This is a genomic window from Brachybacterium horti (assembly GCF_054777615.1).
In genome coordinates this window covers 167892-187653 of record NZ_BAAHAM010000002.1, presented here as the reverse complement: position 1 = coordinate 187653, position 19762 = coordinate 167892, and the positions used below count along the sequence as shown (strand labels likewise).

Sequence of the window (19762 nt, the reverse complement as noted above, 5' to 3'; positions counted from 1 at the left end):
GGGGGCTACTTCCGGCCCACGAACCAGCCGCGCAGCAGGTCGATCCGGGCCTGGATCTGCTCCGCGCTCGCCTGGGCGACGGCGGGGCCTCCGGTGCGGGAGCGCAGCGAGCTGTGCACCGAGCCGTGGGGCGTGCCGGACTTGCGCGACCAGGCGCCCACGAGCGAGCTGAGCTCCTTGCGCAGCTCCATGAGCCGGCGGTGGTCCACGACCGGCACCTGCCGCTCCTCGGGGCGGGACCCGCCAGCACGCCGCAGCCGCTCCTGCTGATCGGCCTGGTGCTGCTGGAGGACGGTGCGCATCTGGTCCGCGTCGAGCAGCCCGGGGATCCCCAGGAAGTCCTGCTCGTCCTCGCTGCCCTCGACGCCGCCGGAGCCGTACTCGCCGCCGTCGAACAGCACGCGGTCGAAGGACGCCTTCGACTCGAGCGCCTCGAAGGACATCTCGAGCTGGTCGGAGGCCTGCTCGGGCCGGTTCGCCTGCTCGATGAGGGACTCGTCGAGACCGGTCTCCGCGTCACCCTCCGCGGGCCGACGGTCCAGCACGTGGTCCCGCTCGGCCTCCATCGCGGCGGCGTGGGCCATGAGGATCGGCACCGTCGGCAGGAAGACGCTCGCGGTCTCGCCGCGGGTCCGCGAGCGCACGAAGCGCCCCACGGCCTGGGCGAAGAACATGGGGGTCGCCGTCGAGGTGGCGTAGACGCCCACGGAGAGCCGCGGCACGTCGACGCCCTCGGAGACCATGCGGACGGCGACCATCCAGCGGTCCTTCGAGGCGGAGAACGCCTCGATGCGGGCGCCCGCGCCGGCGTCGTCGGAGAGCACCACGGTGGGCTGCTCGCCGGTGATGTCGTGCAGGGTCGCGGCGTACGCGCGGGCCGCCTTCTGGTCCGTCGCGATGACGAGGCCGCCGGCGTCGGCCACGTGCCGGCGCACCTCGGTGAGGCGGCGGTCGGCGGCGGCCAGCACCGTCTGGATCCAGTCGCCCTTGGGGTCGAGCGCGGTGCGCCAGGCCTGCTGGGTGATGTCCTTCGTCTCGAGCGCGCCGAGCTGCGCGGAGACCTCGTCGCCCGTCTTCGTGCGCCAGTGCATGCGCCCGGAGTAGGTCATGAACAGCACGGGACGCACGACGTGGTCCTCGAGCGCCTCGCCGTAGCCGTAGGTGTAGTCCGCCTTCGAGCGCAGGAAGCCCTCGCCGTCCTCCTCGTAGGTGACGAAGGGGATCTGCGAGTCGTCGGAGCGGAACGGCGTGCCGGTGAGCGAGAGCCGCCGCACGGCCGGGTCGAACGCGTCGCGCACGCCGTCGCCCCAGGTGCGGGAGTCGCCCGCGTGGTGGATCTCGTCGAGGATCACGAGGGTGCGGTCGGCCTCAGTGCGTGCCCGGTGCAGCGCCGGATGCATGCCCACCTGCGCATAGGTGAGCGCGACGCCCTGGTAGTGGGCGCCGTGGCGGCCCTGGGCGTTCGAGAAGTTCGGGTCCAGCGAGATGCCCACGCGCGCCGCGGCGTCCGCCCACTGGGTCTTGAGGTGCTCGGTCGGGGCGACCACCGTGATCCGGCGGACGGTCCCCTCCTGCAGCAGGCCGGCGGCGATCTGCAGGGCGAAGGTCGTCTTGCCGGCGCCGGGGGTCGCGACCGCCATGAAGTCCTTGAGGGACCTGCTGCGGTAGAGCTCGAGGGCCTCCGCCTGCCACGCGCGGAGCTTGGTGGCGGTGCCCCACGCGGCGCGCTCGGGGTAGGCCGGGGACAGCGATCGCGCGGCCGCCTCGGAGGGGTGGCGCGGGTCGCTCGCGGAGAAGAGGGAAGGAGTCGTCACAACGCCGTCCACCGTACCGTCGCGGGCCGACGATCCACCTGCAGGGACGATGTGAGGAAGTCGCCCCGGCGCGTCGCCACGGACGCGGGCCCGCACCCTCCCCGGTCGGGACGGGCACGGGCCCGCGGGGCCGATGCGAGGATCAGCGGCGGCCGCCGAAGAAGCCGCGGAAGCCGCCGCCCTTCCCCTCGCCCTTGCCGTCGCCGCCGTCGGCGGGCTCGCGCAGGCCCTCGTAGATCTCCTTGCACTCCGGGCAGACCGGGTACTTGTTCGGGTCGCGGCCGGGCACCCACACCTTGCCGCAGAGGGCGATCACGGGCGTGCCGTCGAGGGCCGCCTGGGTGATCTTGTCCTTGCGCACGTAGTGGGCGAAGCGGTCGTGGTCGCCACCGTCGGTCTCCTGCTCCTGGGCCTGCTTCTGGCGGTCGAGGACGGCTGTCGAGCCGGAGCCGGGCTGATCGGCGTAGGGGTCGGTGCGCGACGGGTCGGAGGTGGAGGACATGACGGCTCCCTGGGGCGATGGCGCGGGCGGACCCCCCGAGCCTAGCGGCCCCGCCTCCGCGCTGTCAGGGAGCGGCGGTGGGACGATGCGGGGCATGAGCACCGGGACGGACCTGCCCCCGACGATCCCCGCGCGAGCGGCGGCGTTCCTCTCCCGTGTCCCCTCCGAGGTGCGTCGCGCCGGCGGCTACCCCGCCGCCCGGATCGCGGTCGCGGCGCTCGCTCTCGTCCTCAACATCGGCTTCTTCCTGCCCTCGCTGCCCGAGGGCACCCCCGGCGTGGGCGTGCCGGGGATGGACAAGCTCTGGCATCTGCTCGTCATGGCGATCACGGTGTGGGCGATCGGCCGCCTGCTCGCCCCGCTCCGCCGCTTCCCGATCGGCTGGGTCGCGATCGGCGTGGTCCTCGAGGCGGCGCTCGTGGAGATCCTGCAGGGGGCGCTCATGCCCGAGCGCTCCGCCGATCCGCTCGACCTCCTCGCCGGGGTGATCGGCGTGGGCGCGGGCGTGGCGGCCTGGTCCCTCGAGCGGAGACGGGCGCGGGAACGGGCCGCCGAGGACGAGCCGGAGCTCGCCGTCGACGGCCCGCGGGCCTGATCCGGGTCACGCCCGGGGCGCGGCCAGCGGCCGCGCACGCTCAGCGCTCGAGGACGATCTCGTCCGCGTAGACCGGCCGCATGGCGCCCGTGATCGTGTCCACCGTGCCGGCCTCCTCGCGGGCGACCTCCTCGACCGCGCTCGCGACCGCCTTGGTCACCCCGTCGTGGAAGACGCTCGGGACGATGTAGGTGGGGTTGAGCTCCTCGCCGGTGACGACGTCGGCGAGGGCCTTCGCGGCGGCGAGCAGCATCCGGTCGCTGACCTTCGTCGCGTGCGCGTCCAGCAGCCCGCGGAACACGCCCGGGAAGGCGAGCACGTTGTTGATCTGGTTGGCGAAGTCGCTGCGGCCGGTCGCGACGACCTCTGCGTGCTTGGCGGCCTCCGCCGGGTCGATCTCCGGGGTCGGGTTCGCCATCGCGAACACGATCGAGCGCTCCGCCATCGACGCGACGTCCTCGGCCGAGAGGATGTTGCCGGCGCTCACCCCGATGAAGACGTCCGCGCCGCGGATCGCGTCGGAGAGCGTGCCCGTGAGTTCGCGGGGGTTGGTGACCTCCGCGATCCACGGCAGGCGGCCCTCGAGCTGCTCGCGCCGCTCGTGGACGATCCCGTGGATGTCCGTGACGACGACGTCCCGGGCGCCCGCGGCGCGCAGCAGGCGCAGGATCGCGGTGCCCGCGGCGCCCGCGCCGGAGAGCACGATGCGGGCGGTCGCGATGTCCTTCTCGACGACCCGCAGCGCGTTGCGCAGCGCGGCCACGACCACGATCGCGGTGCCGTGCTGGTCGTCGTGGAAGACGGGGATGTCGAGCTCCGCGCGCAGGCGGTCCTCGATCTCGAAGCAGCGCGGGGCGGAGATGTCCTCGAGGTTGATGCCCGCGAAGACCGGGGCGATCGCCTTGACGTGGGAGACGATCTCGTCCACCGAGTGGGCGTCCAGGCAGATCGGGAAGGCGTCGATGTTCGCGAAGCGCTTGAAGAGGGCGGCCTTGCCCTCCATGACCGGCATCGCGGCGAGCGGGCCGAGGTCGCCCAGGCCCAGGATCGCGGAGCCGTCGGTGACGACCGCGACGGTGTTGCGCTTGATGGTGAGGCGACGGGCGTCCTCGGGGTTCTCCGCGATGGCCTTGACCACGCGGGCCACGCCCGGGGTGTAGATCATCGAGAGGTCGTCGCGGTGGCGGATCGGCAGCTTCGACTCGACGGTGAGCTTGCCGCCCAGGTGGGCGAGGAAGGTGCGATCGGAGACCTTGCCGAGCTCCACCCCGGAGAGGTCCTTGAGGGACTCCACGACCTGCATCGCATGGTCGTGGCCGGCGGTGAGCACGGTGATGTCCGCGCGCATGCGCTCGGGGCCCGAGGCGGAGACGTCCAGTGCGGTGACCGTGGCCCCGCCCTGCTCGAGGCGACTGGTGATGTCGCTGACCGCGGCGGAGCGGGCCTCGAACTCGAGGCGGATCGTGATGGAGTAGCTGACAGACGGCGACGGTGACATGAGGCACAGCCTAACGAGCGCGGGGCGGTGGCGAGCACCGCCCCGCGGCGGCGGGTGCGTCAGTCGGTGTACGGATCGACCTCGGACTGGTAGCGGTCCCAGATCGCCGCTGCGGCCTCGGCCTGCTCCTGGTAGCGCTCGGGGAAGGCGCTGGCCTGCACGGCCTGCGCGGCGCTGCCCACGTCCCAGCTCTCGTAGTCGGGGGCCACGTCGAGCAAGCCGGGCGCCTCCGAGTGGTCGCCGAGGCCCAGGAAGGCGTCGATCGCGCGCTTCTTGTGGCGGACCTGCTCCGCGGTGCCCCAGCCCATGGAGGGGCGCTGCTGGAACATGCCGCCGGAGTCGAGGTCGACGGCCGGCTCGTAGTTGTACAGCCACGCCTCGACGATCGCGGTCGCGAGGACGATCTGAGCGCCGTGCGCGCTGATGCCGTGGCCCTTGCACACCGCGATCACGAAGCGCGCGTTGTCGGTCTGCCAGTCGTCCATGTCGTCCAGCGCGAAGTACTCGCGGTTCTCGGCGCGCGTCAGGAACTCCTCGGTCCACTCGTCGGAGGCCTCGGCGGGGGCCGACGGGGCGGCCAGCGCGGTCGCGGCGAACGTGGGGACGGAGACGGCGGCGAGGCCCAGCGGAGCGGCGCGGAGCAGGTGGCGGCGGGAGACGGTCATACGGGAGAGCACCTTCGGGCGGGGCGCCCCGGAGGACGCGGTCGGATCCGCGGCCGGGGACCCGGCGGCGGACCGGGGCTGCGGGCCAGGAGATGGGCCGACCGCGCCCCGGTGGGAGTCCGATCGACGGTACGGACCGCTCGCAGCGCTGTGAACAGGGGTTTCGCGGATCACACCGGGAATGTCCGCCTCGCCGGAGTGCCGTTTTGCCGACGCATGACGATCCTTGACCGTCCTTGACGGCGTTTCGGACACCTGCCTGTCAGGGCATCGTCGCCGGTGACCGCCCGGGAACCGGGCGCGACCGGGGCCGGAGCCGCTCCGCAGCGCCCGCGCCGAGGATCCGACGGCAAAAGTTCGACCACCGGGCGCGTCCCGTGAGCGCGAGCACGCTCCGACGGCCCCGGGATGTGCGCCCGACCACGCGGACGGCACCGCTCGGAGCGCCGCCGCGCCGTCCTCAGAGCGCCGCGATGGCGCTGCGGATCCGCTTGTCGGAGACGGTCATCGCGGTGCCGAGGGTCTGGGCGAACAGGCTCACCCGGTACTCCTCGAGCATCCGGTCGATCTCGAGCACGTCGGCCTCGCGCCGGCGGCGCGGCGAGAGGCGGCCGCGCACGGCGTGCCAGTGCTCCTCGGCCATCCGCAGCTGCCCGTCGAGCTGCTCGTCGCGGCGCGGGTTCTCGGCGAGCTTCTGCAGCCGCAGGCGATCCGCCTCGAGGTAGCGGCGCAGATCGCCCAGGCGCTCCACCCCGGTGCGGGAGACGAAGCCGTCCCCCAGCAGCGAGGCGGCGTGCTCGCGCACCCGGGTGAGCTGGCCGAGCACCGACAGCGAGGGCACCCGGGAGAGCTCCTTCTGGAGCTTCCCGTTCACCGCGAGCGCGGCGGCGGCGTCCTTCACCGCTTGGGCAGCGAGGTCGTCGTGCCGGGCGCGGACCTCGGCGACGAGCGCGTCGAAGGCGGGGCGCTCGCGCACGTCCCCCTCCCCCACGAGCGCGGAGGTCGCGGCGCGGGAGGCGTCCTCGAGCAGCGCGGCGGTGCTCGCGTACGGGGAGCCGGCGACGGCGAGCTTCGTGGGGTTCGGGAGGGCGTTCAGCACGCCCTGGAGATCCGTGCCGACGGCCCGGTCCACGAGCGCGATGACGCCCTCGCGGTGGGCGAGTGCCTGCTCGTCCGCGGTCGCGAGCACGGCGAGGTCCACGCGCTGCAGGCGACCGTCCTCCCCGCGCCGGGCGACGAGCGCCGGATAGCCGGTGACGGTGAGCCCACCCGTGCGCGAGACGTGCGCGCGGGGCACCCCGGCCTCGGGGAAGCCGGGCAGGTCGGTGCGGGCGAGGTCGTCGCCCTGGGTGGAGACGGTCGTGTCGATCCGGGCCTTGAGCTGCGTCTTGAGCGCCGCGAGGTCGTCCCCGGCGCCGATCTGGCGACCCTTCGCGTCCACGACCCGGAAGTGCATGCGCAGGTGCGGCGGCAGCTTCGCCGTGTCGAACTCGGGGCCGTAGAGGCCGAGGTCGTCGGGCACGCCGGGCAGGCCCACGAGCTCGTCGGCGACCGCCTCGAGGAAGGGCTCGCCGGCGTCGGGGTCGTCGTCGTGCAGGGTCGCGGCGACCGTCCTCGCCCGCTCGGGGGCGGGCACGAGGTGGCGGCGGATGGGCTTGGGCAGGGAGCGGATCAGCTCGGTGACGAGCTCCTCGCGCATGCCCGGCACGAGCCAGTCGAAGCCGCGCGGCTCGAGCCGGTTGAGCACGGCGAGCGGCACGGTCGCGGTGACGCCGTCGGCGCCCTTCGCGCCGACCTCGCCGAAGGAGTAGCTCAGCGGGAGGGTGAGGTCCCCCTGCACCCAGACGTCGGGGAACTCGGCGAGCAGGGTCTCGGCGACGCCGTCCTCCGCCGCGAGCAGGTCCTTCTGGGTGAGGGTGAGCAGGTCCGGCGTCTCGTGGCGCTGCTTCTTCCACCAGGAGTCGAAGTGCCGGCCGGAGACGACCTCGCGAGGGATCCGGGCGTCGTAGAAGCCGAACACCTGCTCGTCGGAGACCAGCAGGTCCCGCCGGCGGGTCTTCGCCTCGAGCTCCTCGAGCTCGGCGACGAGCGCCCGGTTGTCGCGGAAGAAGTGGTGGCGGGTGCGCCAGTCCCCCTCGACCAGGGCGTTCTGCAGGAAGATGTCGCGCGCGGCCTCGGGGTCCACGCGGCCGTAGCCGACGACCCTGTCCGCGACGAGCGGCACGCCGTAGAGCGTGACCTTCTCGTGGGCCATGGCGCTCGCCTGCTTCGAGGACCAGTGCGGGGCGGAGTAGGAGCGCTTGAGCACGTGCGCGCCGACCTCCTCCGCCCAGGCGGCGTCGATGCGGGCGGCCGTGCGCCCCCACAGCCGGGAGGTCTCCACGAGCTCGGCGACCATGACCAGCTCGGGCCGCTTCTTGGCGAGGGCGGAGCCGGGCCACAGGGCGAAGCGGGCGCCGCGAGCGCCGGAGTACTCGCGGGTGCGGTCGTCGTAGAGGCCGACGTGGCTGAGCAGCCCGGCGAGCAGCGACTGGTGGATCGCGGCCGGGGAGGCCGGGGTGTCGTTCGCGGAGAGCCCGGCGTCCTTGGCCATGTCCCGCAGCTGGGCGTGCAGGTCCCACCACTCGCGGATCCGCAGGTAGTGGAGGAACTCCTGGCGCACCTCGCGCCGGAAAGCGGAGGAGGAGAGCTCGTCGCGGCGCTCCTTGAGGTGGTTCCAGAGGTTCAGCAGGGCGAGGAAGTCGCTCGTCTCGTCCTCGAAGCGCTTGTGCTTCTCCCGGGCCTGCTGCTCCTGGCCGAGCGGCCGCTCGCGGGGGTCCTGGATGGAGAGGGCGGCGACGATGACGAGGGCCTCGCGCAGGGCGCCCAGGCGGTCCGCCTCGATGAGCATGCGCGCCATCCGCGGGTCCAGCGGGAAGCGGGCAAGGGTGCGGCCCACGCGGGTGAGGCGGCGGCCGCCCGGCGAGCGCGGATCGTCCTCGATCGCGCCGAGCTCCTCGAGCAGGCGCACGCCGTCGATGATCGCGCGGCTCGCGGGCGGCTCGACGAAGGGGAAGGACTCGACGTCGCCGAGGCCCAGCGAGGTCATGAGCAGCACGACCGAGGCGAGGGAGGTGCGCAGGATCTCCGGCTCGGTGAACTCGGGGCGGCCCTCGAAGTCCTCCTCGGAGTACAGGCGCACGGCGATGCCGGCGTGGGTGCGGCCGGAGCGGCCCGAGCGCTGGTTCGCGCTCGCCTGCGAGACGGGCTCGATGGGCAGGCGCTGGACCTTGGTGCGCTGGGAGTAGCGGGAGATGCGGGCGAGGCCCGAGTCGATGACGTAGGTGATGCCGGGGACCGTCAGCGAGGTCTCGGCGACGTTCGTGGAGAGGATGACGCGGCGGTAGGTGCCCGCGGCGGGCGGCGAGAAGATCTTCTGCTGGTCCTGGGCGGAGAGCCGGCCGAACAGCGGCAGCACCTCGACGGGCAGGGCGGCGCGGCCGCGGGTGCCGCGGGCGAGGTGCGCGGTGAGGGCGTCGGAGATCTCTCGGATCTCCCGCTCCCCGGGGAGGAAGACGAGCATGTCCCCGGGTCCCTCCGCGGCGAGCTCGTCGACCGCGTCGAGGACGGCCTGGGTGAGGTCACGCTCGACGGAGTGGACGTCCTCGAGCTCGTCGTCCTCCTCGAGGTCGGGCTCGAGCACGAGCGGGCGGTAGCGGACCTCGACGGGGAAGGTGCGCCCGGAGACCTCGATGATCGGTGCGGGGACCCGCTCGCCGGAGGGAAGGGTCGCGGCGAAGTGCTCGGCGAAGCGCTCCGGGTCGATGGTCGCGGAGGTGATGACGACCTTGAGGTCGGGCCGCTCGGGGAGGATCTGGCGGAGGTAGCCGAGGATGACGTCGATGTTCAGCGAGCGCTCGTGCGCCTCGTCGATGATGATCGCGTCGTAGCGGCGCAGCAGGCGGTCGCGGCCGATCTCCGCGAGCAGGATGCCGTCCGTCATGAGCTTCAGCCGCGCGCCCTCGGCGGTCTGCTTCGTGAAGCGGACCTGGTAGCCGACGGTCCCCTCGCCGAGGGTCTCACCGAGCTCGCTCGCGATCCGGCTCGCGACGGAGCGCGCCGCGATCCGTCGCGGCTGGGTGTGGCCGACGAGCCGGCCCTCCGCTCCCAGCCCCATCTCGAGCAGCATCTTGGGGATCTGCGTGGTCTTGCCGGAGCCGGTCTCGCCGGCGACGACGACGACCTGGTGCTCGCGCAGCGCCTCGACGATGTCGTCGCGACGCTGGGAGACGGGGAGGTCCGCTGGGTACTGGATGCGCAGGGCGGGCGTGGTCATGGCGGATCGATTCTACGGGCCGACGACCTGGACGGTCACGGGGATTCCCTCCGCCCCGCAGGACGGTGCGAAGCCCCGCGCTCCTGCGGCCCGGCCCCTAGACTCGTGCCCTGCGTCCGGAGACCCCGGCGCACCCCGAGCGATGGAGCCACGGAGACCACCCATGTCCCAGCCCCCCATGCGCGCACTGCGCAAGACCTCTCCCGCCGCCGGCCTCGAGCTCGTCGAGCTGCCCCGGCCCGCATGCGGCCCCCACGACGTCCTCATCCGGGTGCTGCGCGCCGGGATCTGCGGCACCGACCTCCACGTCCATGACTGGGACGACTCCGCCCGCGCCATGTGCGACACGGTGCCCTTCACCCCCGGCCACGAGTTCTACGGCGAGGTGGTCGAGGTCGGCGCCGAGGCCGGCGACGTGCGCGTGGGCGACCGCGTCTCCGGCGAGGGCCACGTCGTCTGCGGGACCTGCCGCAACTGCCGCGCCGGCCGCAGGCAGATGTGCATCCGCACCCGCAGCGTGGGCGTGCAGCGCGACGGCGCCTTCGCCGAGTACGTCGCGATCCCCTACCTCAACGTCTGGGTCCACGAGCACGAGGGCCGCACCGACCTCATCTCCCCCGAGCTCGGCGCCCTCTTCGACCCCTTCGGCAACGCCGTGCACACGGCGCTGAAGTTCCCGCTCGTCGGCGAGGACGTGCTCATCACCGGCGCCGGACCCATCGGCCTCATGGCCGCCGCCGTCGCCCGCCACGCCGGGGCCCGCTTCATCGCCGTCACCGACGTCCACGAGCACCGCCTCGAGATGGCGCGCGCCGCCGGGGTGGACCTCGCTCTGAACGTCGCGACGACCACCGTCGACCGGGCGAAGCTGGACCTGGGCCTCAAGGAGGGCTTCGACGTGGGCCTGGAGATCTCCGGCCAGCCCTCCGCCCTCCAGGGCATGATCGCGACGATGAACCACGGCGGGAAGATCGCCCTGCTCGGACTGCCGGCCCGGCACTTCGAGCTCGACTGGACCACCGTCATCACCCACATGCTCACGCTGCAGGGCATCTACGGCCGCGAGATGTACGAGACCTGGAACGCGATGAGCGCCATGATCTCCACCTCGCCCGTGCTGCGCGAGCGGGTCCTCGCGACCGTCTCCCACGTCCTCCCCGCCGCCCGCTGGGAGGAGGCGTACGACGTCGCCCGCTCCGGCAGCGGCGGGAAGGTGCTCCTGGGCTGGGAGCACTCGGACTGACCCGTCGGCCCGCGCCCACCCCGGCACCGCCACCCCTCGCCCCCTCCTGCCCCGTCCCGGAAGGACCCCCGTGTACACCGATCTCAAGGACCAGCTGACCGCCGAGCTCACCGCGATCGAGGAGGCCGGCACCTTCAAGCGCGAGCGCGTCATCACCACGCCCCAGGCCGGCCGGATCACCGCCGGGCCCGCCGGCCGCGACGGCGCCGAGGTGCTGAACTTCTGCGCCAACAACTACCTCGGCCTGGCCGACGACCCGCGTCTCGTCGACGCGGCGAAGCGGGCGCTCGACGAGCGCGGCTTCGGCATGGCCTCCGTGCGCTTCATCTGCGGCACCCAGGACCTCCACCTCGAGCTCGAGCGGGCGCTCAGCGCCTTCCTCGGCACCGAGGACACGATCCTGTTCTCCTCGTGCTTCGACGCGAACGGCGCGGTCTTCGAGCCGCTGTTCGGCCGGGAGGACGCGATCGTCTCCGACGCCCTGAACCATGCCTCCCTCATCGACGGGATCCGGCTGTCCAAGGCCGTGCGCTACCGCTACGCGAACGCGGACCTCGAGGACCTCCGCACCCAGCTCGAGGCGACCCGCACCCAGAACGACGGCGCGCCCGCCCGCCGCACCGTGATCGTCACCGACGGCGTGTTCTCGATGGACGGCTACCTCGCCCCGCTCCCCGGGATCTGCGACCTCGCCGAGGAGTTCGGGGCACTGGTCATGGTCGACGACTCCCACGCCGTGGGCTTCATGGGCGCCACCGGCGCGGGCACCCCCGAGCACTTCGGCGTCTCCGACCGCGTGGACCTCTACACCGGCACCTTCGGCAAGGCGCTCGGCGGGGCGAGCGGCGGATACGTCTCCGGCCGCGGCGAGATCGTCGCGCTGCTGCGGCAGAAGGGCCGCCCCTACCTGTTCTCCAACTCCCTCGCCCCCTCGATCACCGCGGCGACCCTGCAGGCGCTCGAGCTCGTCGAGGGCAGCGCCGAGCTGCGGGCGACCCTCTTCCGCAACGCGGAGCTGTTCCGGGCCCGGATGACGGAGGAGAACTTCGACCTGCTCCCCGGCGAGCACGCGATCGTGCCCGTCATGCTGGGCGACGCGGCGCTCGCCGGGCGCATGGCCGACGCCATGCTCGAGCAGGGCGTCTTCGTCACCGCCTTCTCCTACCCGGTCGTCCCGCAGGGGAAGGCGCGGATCCGTGTGCAGCTCTCCGCCGCGCACACCGAACAGGACGTCGAGGCCGCGGTGCGCGCCTTCGTCGCCGCCCGCGCCGCCGTGCACGGCTGACGGTCCGACCTCCCCCGCCTCGGCACCTCCGGGGCGGGGCCGGGGCTCGCCGCTGGGGCCGGGGCGGGACGCTGTTCAGGCGTCGAGCAGGCGACGCCCCGCCCGTCCCAGCGGGTGCTCCGCCGGATAGGCGATGACCAGGGCGAGGGCGAGCCGCACCGACCACGCGCCCGCACGGTCGACGAGCGCCGCCCAGACGGCCTCGTCCGCGACGCCGCGCCAGCTGGCCGCCTCGCGGTAGCCCGCGAGGATCGTCGCATCCGGGTGATGGAGCAGCAGGGCGCCCAGGTCGCTCGCCGGGTCCCCGGGGGTCGCGTCACCCCAGTCGATGAGCACGGGCGGCTCGGCGCCGGCCTCCGGGACCACGAGGTTCCCCGGGTGCGGGTCCCCGTGGAGCAGCAGGTCCGGGCCCGCCCAGGTCGCGGCGCCGAGCCCGCGCTCCCAGCGACGGCGGGCTTCCTCGCGGGCCCGGCAGGGGAGCTCCGCCCGGTCGAGATCGTGCGCGAAGGCCGCGGCCCGGGTCACGAGCGGCACACCCCGCACGGGGTTCCGCTCGAGGGAGGCAGCGATCGGGAGGGAGTGCACCGCGCCGAGCATCTCCGCGAGCGCCACGGCGGCCCGCTCCTGCTGCGCGGCCGGGGCCGAGGCGGCGACGTCCCCGGACGTCCAGGTCACCAGCAGCGCTTCGGGGTGCGTTCCGAGCAGATCAGGGATGCGCATCGGCAGCGGCCCGGCACCGTTCAGCAGGCGCAGCACGATCGCCTCGCGCATGAGCAGCGGCCGCGCCGCCTCCCGTCGGACGACCCGCAGCACGACCGATCGGCCGTCGACCCCGGCCTCCTGCCGATGCCCCCGCTCAGGCCGCACCTCCCCCACTGGCCGGTGCTCCCCCACGGGCCAGAGCACGTTGTCCCATCCCTCACCGAGCGGCGCGGGCCCGATGCGCAGCTGCAGTGACGTGTGCTCGACGCCGGGCTCGAGGTCCAGCTCCTCCAGCAGACGCCGGACCCGCCGCTCGTCGACGGGGAGGTCGGCGGGCGGCGGGCTGACGGTCGACGGACTGACAGGCAGCGGGGCCGACGGAGGCGGAGGGACGGGATCCGAGGTCACCGGGCCACGATAGGCGGCCGCGCCCCTGGTCCCGCCGACGGGGGAGGAATCAGATCGCGCCGTCGAGCACCGCGGCGGTGCGGGCGTCCTGCTTGGCGCGGTCCCGCGGGTACACCTTGTAGAAGCCGAACCACAGGACGGCGTTCAGCAGGTAGGGCACCGTCATGAACCACAGGAAGGTGCCGCCCAGGCCGATCGCGTCGGCGATGTTGCCGGCGAACATCGAGAACAGCGCCGCGATGCCGCCCTGGACGAAGGAGAAGAGGAACGCGAAGGCGGTGGCGCTCAGCTGCAGCGGGACGACGGTGGAGATCATCGGCAGCACGCAGCCGGAGAAGCCGATCGAGAACACGAGCCCCAGCACGAGCGCCGAGCCGTACACGAACGGGCGGTTCTCGAAGGGCAGCTGGGTGGTGAGCGCGACGGTGATCGCGAAGGTCACGAGGTAGATCTGCATGAGCATGACCCGCCCTTTCGCCCCGAAGCGCTTGTCGAAGAGGTCTCCGAGGTAGCCGCCCAGGAACGCGGAGAACATCGTGCCCACCGAGTACACGGCCATGATGACCGTCGACTCGGGCACCGAGTAGTGGCGCACGTCGACCAGGAAGGTCGAGAAGAACGGGAGCACGGCCACCGAGGTGACGAGGGGGATCATCGCGACCGTGAGCGCGATGGTCGGGATCCGGAACAGCTTCAGCGCGTCGCTGAAGGAGAAGGTGCCGGAATCGGGGTCCGCGCTGATGAGCGAGGAGGAGACGCCGCGGGTGCTCGGCACCCACAGCAGGATCAGGATGCCGGAGAGGATGGAGACGCCGCCCATGGCCCACATGGCGTAGCGCCAGCCGTCGGGGTTCGCGCCGAACATGCCGATCGCGGGACCCATGACGATGCCGACGCCGCCGCCGATCCCGCGCACGAGCCCGTAGGCCTTCCCGCGCTCCGACTTCGCGAAGATGTCCGGCAGCAGGCCGTTGAGGATCGGCTCCGAGGCGACGGTGCCGATCGCGGAGATCGCGAAGAGCACCACGAGCACGGTGTAGTTCGGGGCGAAGCCCGCGAGCACTGTCCACAGGCCCCAGACGCCCGTGACGAGGAAGAGGATCTTCTTGCGGCCGAAGCGGTCCGCCATCATCGCCCAGAACGGCCCGAAGAGCATGCGCGCGAGGCGCGGGATCGCGGTGAGCATGCCGAGCGCGCCGTAGTCGAGGCCGAAGGCCGTGCGGATCAGCGGGAAGAAGACGTTGATGAGGCCGGACTCGGAGTTGTCGACGGCCTGCGAGAAGCCGAGCGCGGCGACCGTGCGACCACGCCCGTGCGGGACCGCGCCGGGCGCACCGCGGCTGGGGGTCGGGGCGCCGGAGCCGGTGAGCTCGGCGGTGTCGTGGAGCTGAGACATCGATGTCTCCTTTCATGGACCGCGGGGAGCGCCGGCGACGGGCCGCGGTGGCCGCGGGTCCGACTGCTGCGCGGGAGAACGAGGCCTCTGCGGTACGGCCCCGGCGCCGATCCTGGGGCTCGTTGCAGTCCTCCCGGCATCCGTTGCCAACCCTTGCCAGGGGCAACTCCCGGCAACTCGGGCGGGCCCTCGGAGCGCCTGCGAAGGCCTCTCCTCGACGACCTGCGGGCACGAGAAAGGCCCCTCCCCCGCGCGGCTGCGCAGGTGAGGGGCCTTCGTCGGTGAGTGCAGTCGTGGAGACGGCGGGAATCGAACCCGCGTCCGATAGTGCGAAGCCAGGGCTTCTCCGGGCGCAGTCCGTGAAGGCGTTTTCTCAGTCCCGACGATCACACGGACACGTCGTCGACGGACTCAGTCACTCTGAGGTGTTCACCCGACCTCGATGACGAAGGTCGGCAGCAGTGGCTCCTTTGATGATGGAACGATCCGGGTCAGGAGCAAGCCCGGGGTTCCAGACTGCTCACGCTGAATCAGGCAGCGAGAGCGAAGTCAGTGCGCTTGGTTTCGGCACTTATGGGTTTCCGGAGGACATTAACGAGTTGACTCCGGGTTCTCGGCCCGCTTCCCCTCGCAGGACAACTACCGTCGAAACCGATCGTCCCCTTGCGTGGGTTGCAGCACGTAGGTGACGGCCCTCGGGCCGTCCCTGCACTCACTCTTCTGTTGTCAAGCAACCCGTCCCCGGCAGCCGCACGCGGTCCCCGGGAGCGAGGACGAGTCTACTCCTCCTCGGCCGCACTGCCCAGCGGATATCCGTCAGCTCACGGCGAAGCGGCTCACCCTGGACCTCGCGGCGCCCGCGGCGGGATGATGCGGCGATGAGCGGATTCCTCGCCGAGGGCGTACCGGTGACCATCGACGAGTCCACCCTGCGCGAGGTGGTCGAGGATCCCGCCACCCTCGCCGCCTGGTGCGACGCGCACCCCGAGGATCCGCGGACCGTCGCCTACCTGCGGATGCTGCGCCGGCTCGACGAGGCGGCCGCCGCCGGCCGGCGCGGCCTCGAGGACCCGGCCCTGCCCCCGCTCGTGCGGGCCGTGCGCCGCGCCCGCTACGCGCAGGTGCTGCAGTGGCAGGGCGCCTTCCTCCCGGCGGACGAGCAGTTCGACCTCGCCGCCGAGGAGACCGGCCTCGAGGACCCGACGACGCCCTCCTCGCTCTCCGTGCTCGCCGCGGTGTTCCACCAGCGGGCGCTGAGCCGCTTCGAGCATGCGCGCGCGGAGCTCGGCGCGGAGCGACCCCGAGCGGCGGAGCGGCTGCGCACGAGCGCGCTCGAGGATGCCCGGCGCGCGCTCATGATGCGGGAGCACCTCGCCGCGGACGACAAGGACCTCGTGGGCGCGAGCCGCCGTGCGGTGCGTCGCCTCGAGCGCGGCCTCTGAGCGGCGTCAGACCAGCTCGCGCTGGCGCATGGCGCGCTGCGCCTCGCGCATGTCCTGCTGCTCGCGGAGGGTCTGCCGCTTGTCCCATTCCTTCTTGCCGCGAGCGAGGCCGATGCTGACCTTCGCGTGGGAGCCGAGGAAGTAGATCTCGAGCGGCACGATCGTGTAGCCCTTCTCGCTGGACTTGCCGGCGAGCTTGAGGATTTCCCGCTTGTGCAGGAGGAGCTTGCGCTTGCGGCGCGCGGCATGGTTGGTCCACGTGCCCTTGACGTACGGGGCGATGTGGACGGCCTCCATCCACACCTCGCCGCCCTCGATGAAGCAGTAGCCGTCGATCAGCGAGGCGCCGCGGTCGCGCAGCGACTTCACCTCGGTGCCGGTCAGCACGATGCCCGCTTCCCAGGTGTCGTCGATGAAGTAGTCGTGACGGGCGCGCTTGTTGGAGGCGATGAGCTTCTTGACGGGGCCGTCGTCGGTCGCCGCCCGGCCCTTGTCGGTCTTCTTCGCCATGGAGTCCTCCTGTCGCTCGCCCGCGGTGGGCCGCACCCTTCGTGCGGCGGACGGACACCCCAGCCTACGCGGCGACGCGCCGTGCGACGAGCCGTTTTCCTGCGCCCTGGGCGGACGTCACCTGCCGCCGTCGGCCGTCCTCGGGCCGCCGCGTGCGGGGCGGACGGTCACACGTAGCCGGCGGGGTCCACGGCGTTGCCGTCCTCGTGCACCTCGAAGTGCAGGTGGCAGCCGGTCGAGGAGCCGGTCGTGCCGACGTAGGCGACGGTCTGGCCGGCCTTGACCGACTGTCCCGTGCTCACCGCGAAGCTCTGCAGGTGGTGGTACGAGGTCGTGATGACCTTGCCGCCGGACATGCCGTGGCTGAGGATCAGCTTGTTGCCCGCGTTGTGGTTGGAGGTCGTGGAGAGCACGCGCCCGTCGTGCGCGGCCTTCACGGGGGTGCCGCAGGCGACCGGGAAGTCGACGCCCGCGTGCAGCTTCCGCGTGTGGTAGATCGGGTGGTAGCGCCAACCGAAGTTCGAGTTCATGCGCGAGTCCACGGGCCGGATCCAGCCGCCCTTCGCGGAGCTCGAGCCGCCGCTGTCCCCGCCCGAGGGCGCCGGGGTGGACGCGGCCGCCGCCTGCTCGCGCTCCTTCTCCTGGCGAGCGAGCTCGGCGATCTCGTCGTCGAGCGTGCTGCCGCGGTCCTCGAGGTCGCCCTCCTGGTCCTGGTACTGCTTCTTCTTCGCCTCGAGGTCGTCCCGCTGCTGGGTCTGCTGGGCGTAGAGGTCGTCGAGGGAGGACTTCGCGTCGGAGGCCTTCTGCTCCGCGTCCTCGGTGCGCTGGACGGCGTCCTCGGACTGCTGCTTGAGGTCGTCGATCTCCTCGCGCACGGCGGTGAGGCGGTCCGCGGAGTTCTCGGTGAGCGCCTGATCGGTGCGCAGCGAGTCCAGGCGGCTGCCCTGGAAGGCCAGGGTGAGGCGGTAGTTCATCGAGCGGTCCACCGCGTCCTGCGGCGTCGCGCTGTCGAGGTACACGCTCGCCGGGCTGGGCAGCCCGCCGCCCTTGTACGCCTCGATCGCGACCTGCTTGAGCTCCTCGTCGGAGGAGTCGACCTCCTGCTGCCCGGTGTCGACCTCGCCGGAGAGCTGCCGCTCCTCCTCCTGCGCCGCCTCGAGCCGGTCACCCGTCTGCTGGTCCTCCTGGCGGGCCGCCTCGAGCTCCGCCTGGGCGTCGTCGAGGTCCTGCTGCGCCTGCGGGATCAGCAGCTCGGTCTCCGCGAGGTCGAGGTAGGTCTGGGCGAGGTCGTCGTCGACGTCGCTCAGCTCGATGCGGAGGTCCTCGAGCTGCTGGTCCACCGAGGCGCGCTCGGCGACCTTGTCGTCCTTGGAGCCCTCGGCGAGGGCCGCGGGCGCGGTGAGCAGCGGCCCCATGAGCAGGGCCGCCGCGGCGAGCACGGTCAGCGGGCGGCGCAGCGCGGAGGGCCTCATGCTCACACCTTCAGGTAGCGGTTCAGGGACACCACGGAGGCGCCGATCGCGAGCACGGCGCCGAGCACCACGAGGATCGGCGCGGCCCACAGCAGGTCCCCGGTCGTGATGGTGATGAGCTCCGCGCCGAGGGTCGGCGTGAGCCAGTCCTCGACGATGTAGTGCAGGCCCAGCCACAGCATCCCCGAGGCGATGACGCCGCCGATGATCGCGGCGACCGCCCCCTCGAGCAGGAACGGGGCACGGATGAAGACGTTGGACGCGCCCACGAGGCGCATGATCGCGATCTCCCGCCGCCTGCCCGCGACGGACATGCGGATCGTGGTGGCGACCAGCAGCGCGGCCGCGATGAGCATGAGCACCGCGAGCCCGAGGGCGAAGAGCGTGGACTGGTTCAGCACGTCGATGAACGGGGCGAAGGCGCTCAGGAGATCGGTGACCTCGTCGACGCCGTCCCTGCCCTGGAAGAACTCCACGACCGCGGCGGACTGCTCCGCGTCCTTGAGCGTGAGGTGGAAGGAGACGGGCATGTCCTCGGCGGTGAAGTTCGAGACGAACCCCTCGCCGGAGAACTGGTCCTGGTAGATCGTCAGCGCCTCCTCCTGCGAGCGCTCCTCGTAGGACTCGACGTACGGGGAGAGCACGTCGCCCTCGAGGGCGGTGCGCACCTCCTCGATCTGGGCGTCGCTCGCCGCTCCCCCGGCGCACGAGGCGGCGGTCGAGTGCGGGGAGCACAGGTAGATCGTCACCTGCGACTGCTCGACGAGCGTGGACTTCATGTCCATGATCTGCTTCTGCATCAGCAGACCGGCGCCCACGAAGGAGAGGGACACGGCGGTCACGATGACCACGGAGATCACCATCGCGACGTTGCGCCAGAGGCCGGTGAGGATCTCCCCGAGGATGTAGCGGGCCCTCATCGGTGGTCCTCCTCGTCCTCGGCGAAGGCGGCGTCGTCCGCGTCCAGGTGGTGGGCCTCGCGCTCGTCGATGAGGTCCTCCTCGAGGACGTCCTCGGAGGCGCGGACCTCGTCGACGTGATCACGGCCGGCGCGATCGGCGCTCTCGGCGCCGTCGGGAGCGGGCGTCGGGTCCGACGGCCGAGTGGGATCGGCAGGGTCGGCGGCGCCGGCGACGGTCACCGACTCGCCGTCCTCCGCATGGCCCGAGATGACGCTGTCCTCGACGGCGGACTCGTAGCCGCCGCCCTCCTCGTCGCGCACGACCTCGCCGCCCACCATCTCGACGACGCGGCGGCGCATCCGGTTCACGGCGGCGCGGTCGTGGGTGGCCATGACGACCGTCGTCCCGCGCTCGTTGATCTCGGCGAGCAGGTCCAGGATGCCCTCCGCGGTGGCCGGGTCGAGGTTGCCGGTGGGCTCGTCGGCCAGCAGGATCGAGGGCCGGTTGACATAGGCGCGGGCGATCGCGACGCGCTGCTGCTCACCGCCGGAGAGCTCGTGCGGGAGGCGGCGGCCCTTGTCCTCCAGGCCCACCATCTCGAGCATCTCGGGGACCAGGCGCCGCACCACCTTGCGGGGCGTGCCGATCACCGCGAGCGCGAACTCGATGTTCTGGTAGGCCGTCTTCGAGGGCAGGAGGCGGAAGTCCTGGAACACCATGCCGATGTCGCGGCGCAGCGCAGGCACGCGCCACGAGGGGATCCGGGCGAGGTCCTTGCCGGCCACGTGGACGGAGCCGCGCGTGGGCGCGACCTCCTTGAGAACCATCCGCATGAGGGTGGACTTCCCGGAGCCGGAGGCGCCGACGAGGAACACGAACTCCCCGCGGGCGAACTCGATGTCGAGGTTCTCCACCGCGGGGCTCTGACCGCGCAGGTACGTCTTGGTGACGTTGTCGAAACGGATCACGGGAGGGGATCGGTGCCTGTCACATCGGGGGCGTCGTGCCGTTCC

Annotated in this window: 15 protein-coding genes and 1 other RNA gene; 4 read left to right on the top strand and 12 right to left on the bottom strand. The window is 72.4% G+C overall.

What is annotated here, in order from left to right:
• Positions 1-5: 5 nt before the first annotated feature.
• Positions 6-1814 (bottom strand): DEAD/DEAH box helicase, encoded by a 1809-nt coding sequence (locus ACYVAP_RS06055; RefSeq protein WP_498859972.1) that lies wholly within the window; start codon positions 1812-1814, stop codon positions 6-8.
• A gap of 142 nt (positions 1815-1956) precedes the next feature.
• Positions 1957-2316, bottom strand: coding sequence for a DUF3039 domain-containing protein (locus tag ACYVAP_RS06050; RefSeq protein ID WP_498859971.1), 360 nt, complete (start codon positions 2314-2316; stop codon positions 1957-1959).
• Positions 2317-2410: 94 nt separating this feature from the next.
• Between ACYVAP_RS06050 and ACYVAP_RS06045 the strand changes: the two genes are divergently transcribed.
• Complete coding sequence (locus ACYVAP_RS06045; protein WP_498859970.1) at positions 2411-2911, top strand: VanZ family protein; 501 nt, start codon at positions 2411-2413, stop codon at positions 2909-2911.
• A gap of 40 nt (positions 2912-2951) precedes the next feature.
• Here the strand turns inward: ACYVAP_RS06045 and ACYVAP_RS06040 are convergent, their stop codons facing one another.
• The 3 genes from ACYVAP_RS06040 to hrpA form a co-directional block, all read right to left on the bottom strand.
• Positions 2952-4409, bottom strand: coding sequence for an NAD-dependent malic enzyme (locus tag ACYVAP_RS06040; protein WP_498859969.1), 1458 nt, complete (start codon positions 4407-4409; stop codon positions 2952-2954).
• Positions 4410-4468: 59 nt separating this feature from the next.
• Positions 4469-5074, bottom strand: coding sequence for a hypothetical protein (locus ACYVAP_RS06035; RefSeq protein ID WP_343905807.1), 606 nt, complete (start codon positions 5072-5074; stop codon positions 4469-4471).
• 460 nt (positions 5075-5534) lie between these two features.
• Positions 5535-9389 (bottom strand): ATP-dependent RNA helicase, encoded by a 3855-nt coding sequence (gene hrpA, locus ACYVAP_RS06030; protein ID WP_498859968.1) that lies wholly within the window; start codon positions 9387-9389, stop codon positions 5535-5537.
• Positions 9390-9567: 178 nt separating this feature from the next.
• Between hrpA and tdh the strand changes: the two genes are divergently transcribed.
• Positions 9568-10632 carry an MDR/zinc-dependent alcohol dehydrogenase-like family protein gene (gene tdh, locus ACYVAP_RS06025; protein ID WP_498860435.1) on the top strand — a complete coding sequence of 355 codons (1065 nt, stop codon included), beginning with the start codon at positions 9568-9570 and terminating at the stop codon, positions 10630-10632.
• 70 nt (positions 10633-10702) lie between these two features.
• Positions 10703-11917, top strand: coding sequence for a PLP-dependent aspartate aminotransferase family protein (locus tag ACYVAP_RS06020; protein ID WP_498859967.1), 1215 nt, complete (start codon positions 10703-10705; stop codon positions 11915-11917).
• A gap of 75 nt (positions 11918-11992) precedes the next feature.
• On the opposite strand, the gene ACYVAP_RS06015 is transcribed toward ACYVAP_RS06020, so the two are convergent.
• The 3 genes from ACYVAP_RS06015 to ssrA form a co-directional block, all read right to left on the bottom strand.
• Complete coding sequence (locus tag ACYVAP_RS06015; protein WP_498859966.1) at positions 11993-13027, bottom strand: protein kinase family protein; 1035 nt, start codon at positions 13025-13027, stop codon at positions 11993-11995.
• A 49-nt stretch (positions 13028-13076) separates the two neighbouring features.
• Positions 13077-14423: an MFS transporter gene (locus ACYVAP_RS06010; RefSeq protein WP_498859965.1), complete on the bottom strand. Its 1347-nt coding sequence runs from the start codon at positions 14421-14423 to the stop codon at positions 13077-13079.
• A 291-nt stretch (positions 14424-14714) separates the two neighbouring features.
• Positions 14715-15086, bottom strand: a transfer-messenger RNA (tmRNA) gene (gene ssrA / locus ACYVAP_RS06005).
• Between the two features lie 215 nt (positions 15087-15301).
• Here ssrA and ACYVAP_RS06000 point away from each other — a divergent pair.
• Positions 15302-15865: a hypothetical protein gene (locus ACYVAP_RS06000; RefSeq protein WP_498859964.1), complete on the top strand. Its 564-nt coding sequence runs from the start codon at positions 15302-15304 to the stop codon at positions 15863-15865.
• Positions 15866-15871: 6 nt separating this feature from the next.
• Here ACYVAP_RS06000 and smpB read toward each other — a convergent pair whose 3' ends face one another.
• The 4 genes from smpB to ftsE all read right to left on the bottom strand — a co-directional run bounded on the left by smpB (position 15872) and on the right by ftsE (position 19717).
• A complete protein-coding gene (smpB, locus tag ACYVAP_RS05995) occupies positions 15872-16375 on the bottom strand; it encodes an SsrA-binding protein SmpB (protein ID WP_103384891.1) in 504 nt (167 codons plus the stop codon).
• A gap of 167 nt (positions 16376-16542) precedes the next feature.
• Positions 16543-17847: a M23 family metallopeptidase gene (locus ACYVAP_RS05990; RefSeq protein WP_498859963.1), complete on the bottom strand. Its 1305-nt coding sequence runs from the start codon at positions 17845-17847 to the stop codon at positions 16543-16545.
• A gap of 2 nt (positions 17848-17849) precedes the next feature.
• Positions 17850-18767 carry a permease-like cell division protein FtsX gene (ftsX, locus tag ACYVAP_RS05985; protein WP_264449364.1) on the bottom strand — a complete coding sequence of 306 codons (918 nt, stop codon included), beginning with the start codon at positions 18765-18767 and terminating at the stop codon, positions 17850-17852.
• Positions 18764-19717, bottom strand: a complete 954-nt coding sequence (gene ftsE, locus ACYVAP_RS05980) for a cell division ATP-binding protein FtsE (RefSeq protein ID WP_498859962.1) — start codon at positions 19715-19717, stop codon at positions 18764-18766. The genes ftsX and ftsE overlap by 4 nt, the downstream gene beginning before the upstream one ends.
• Positions 19718-19762: the final 45 nt, after the last annotated feature.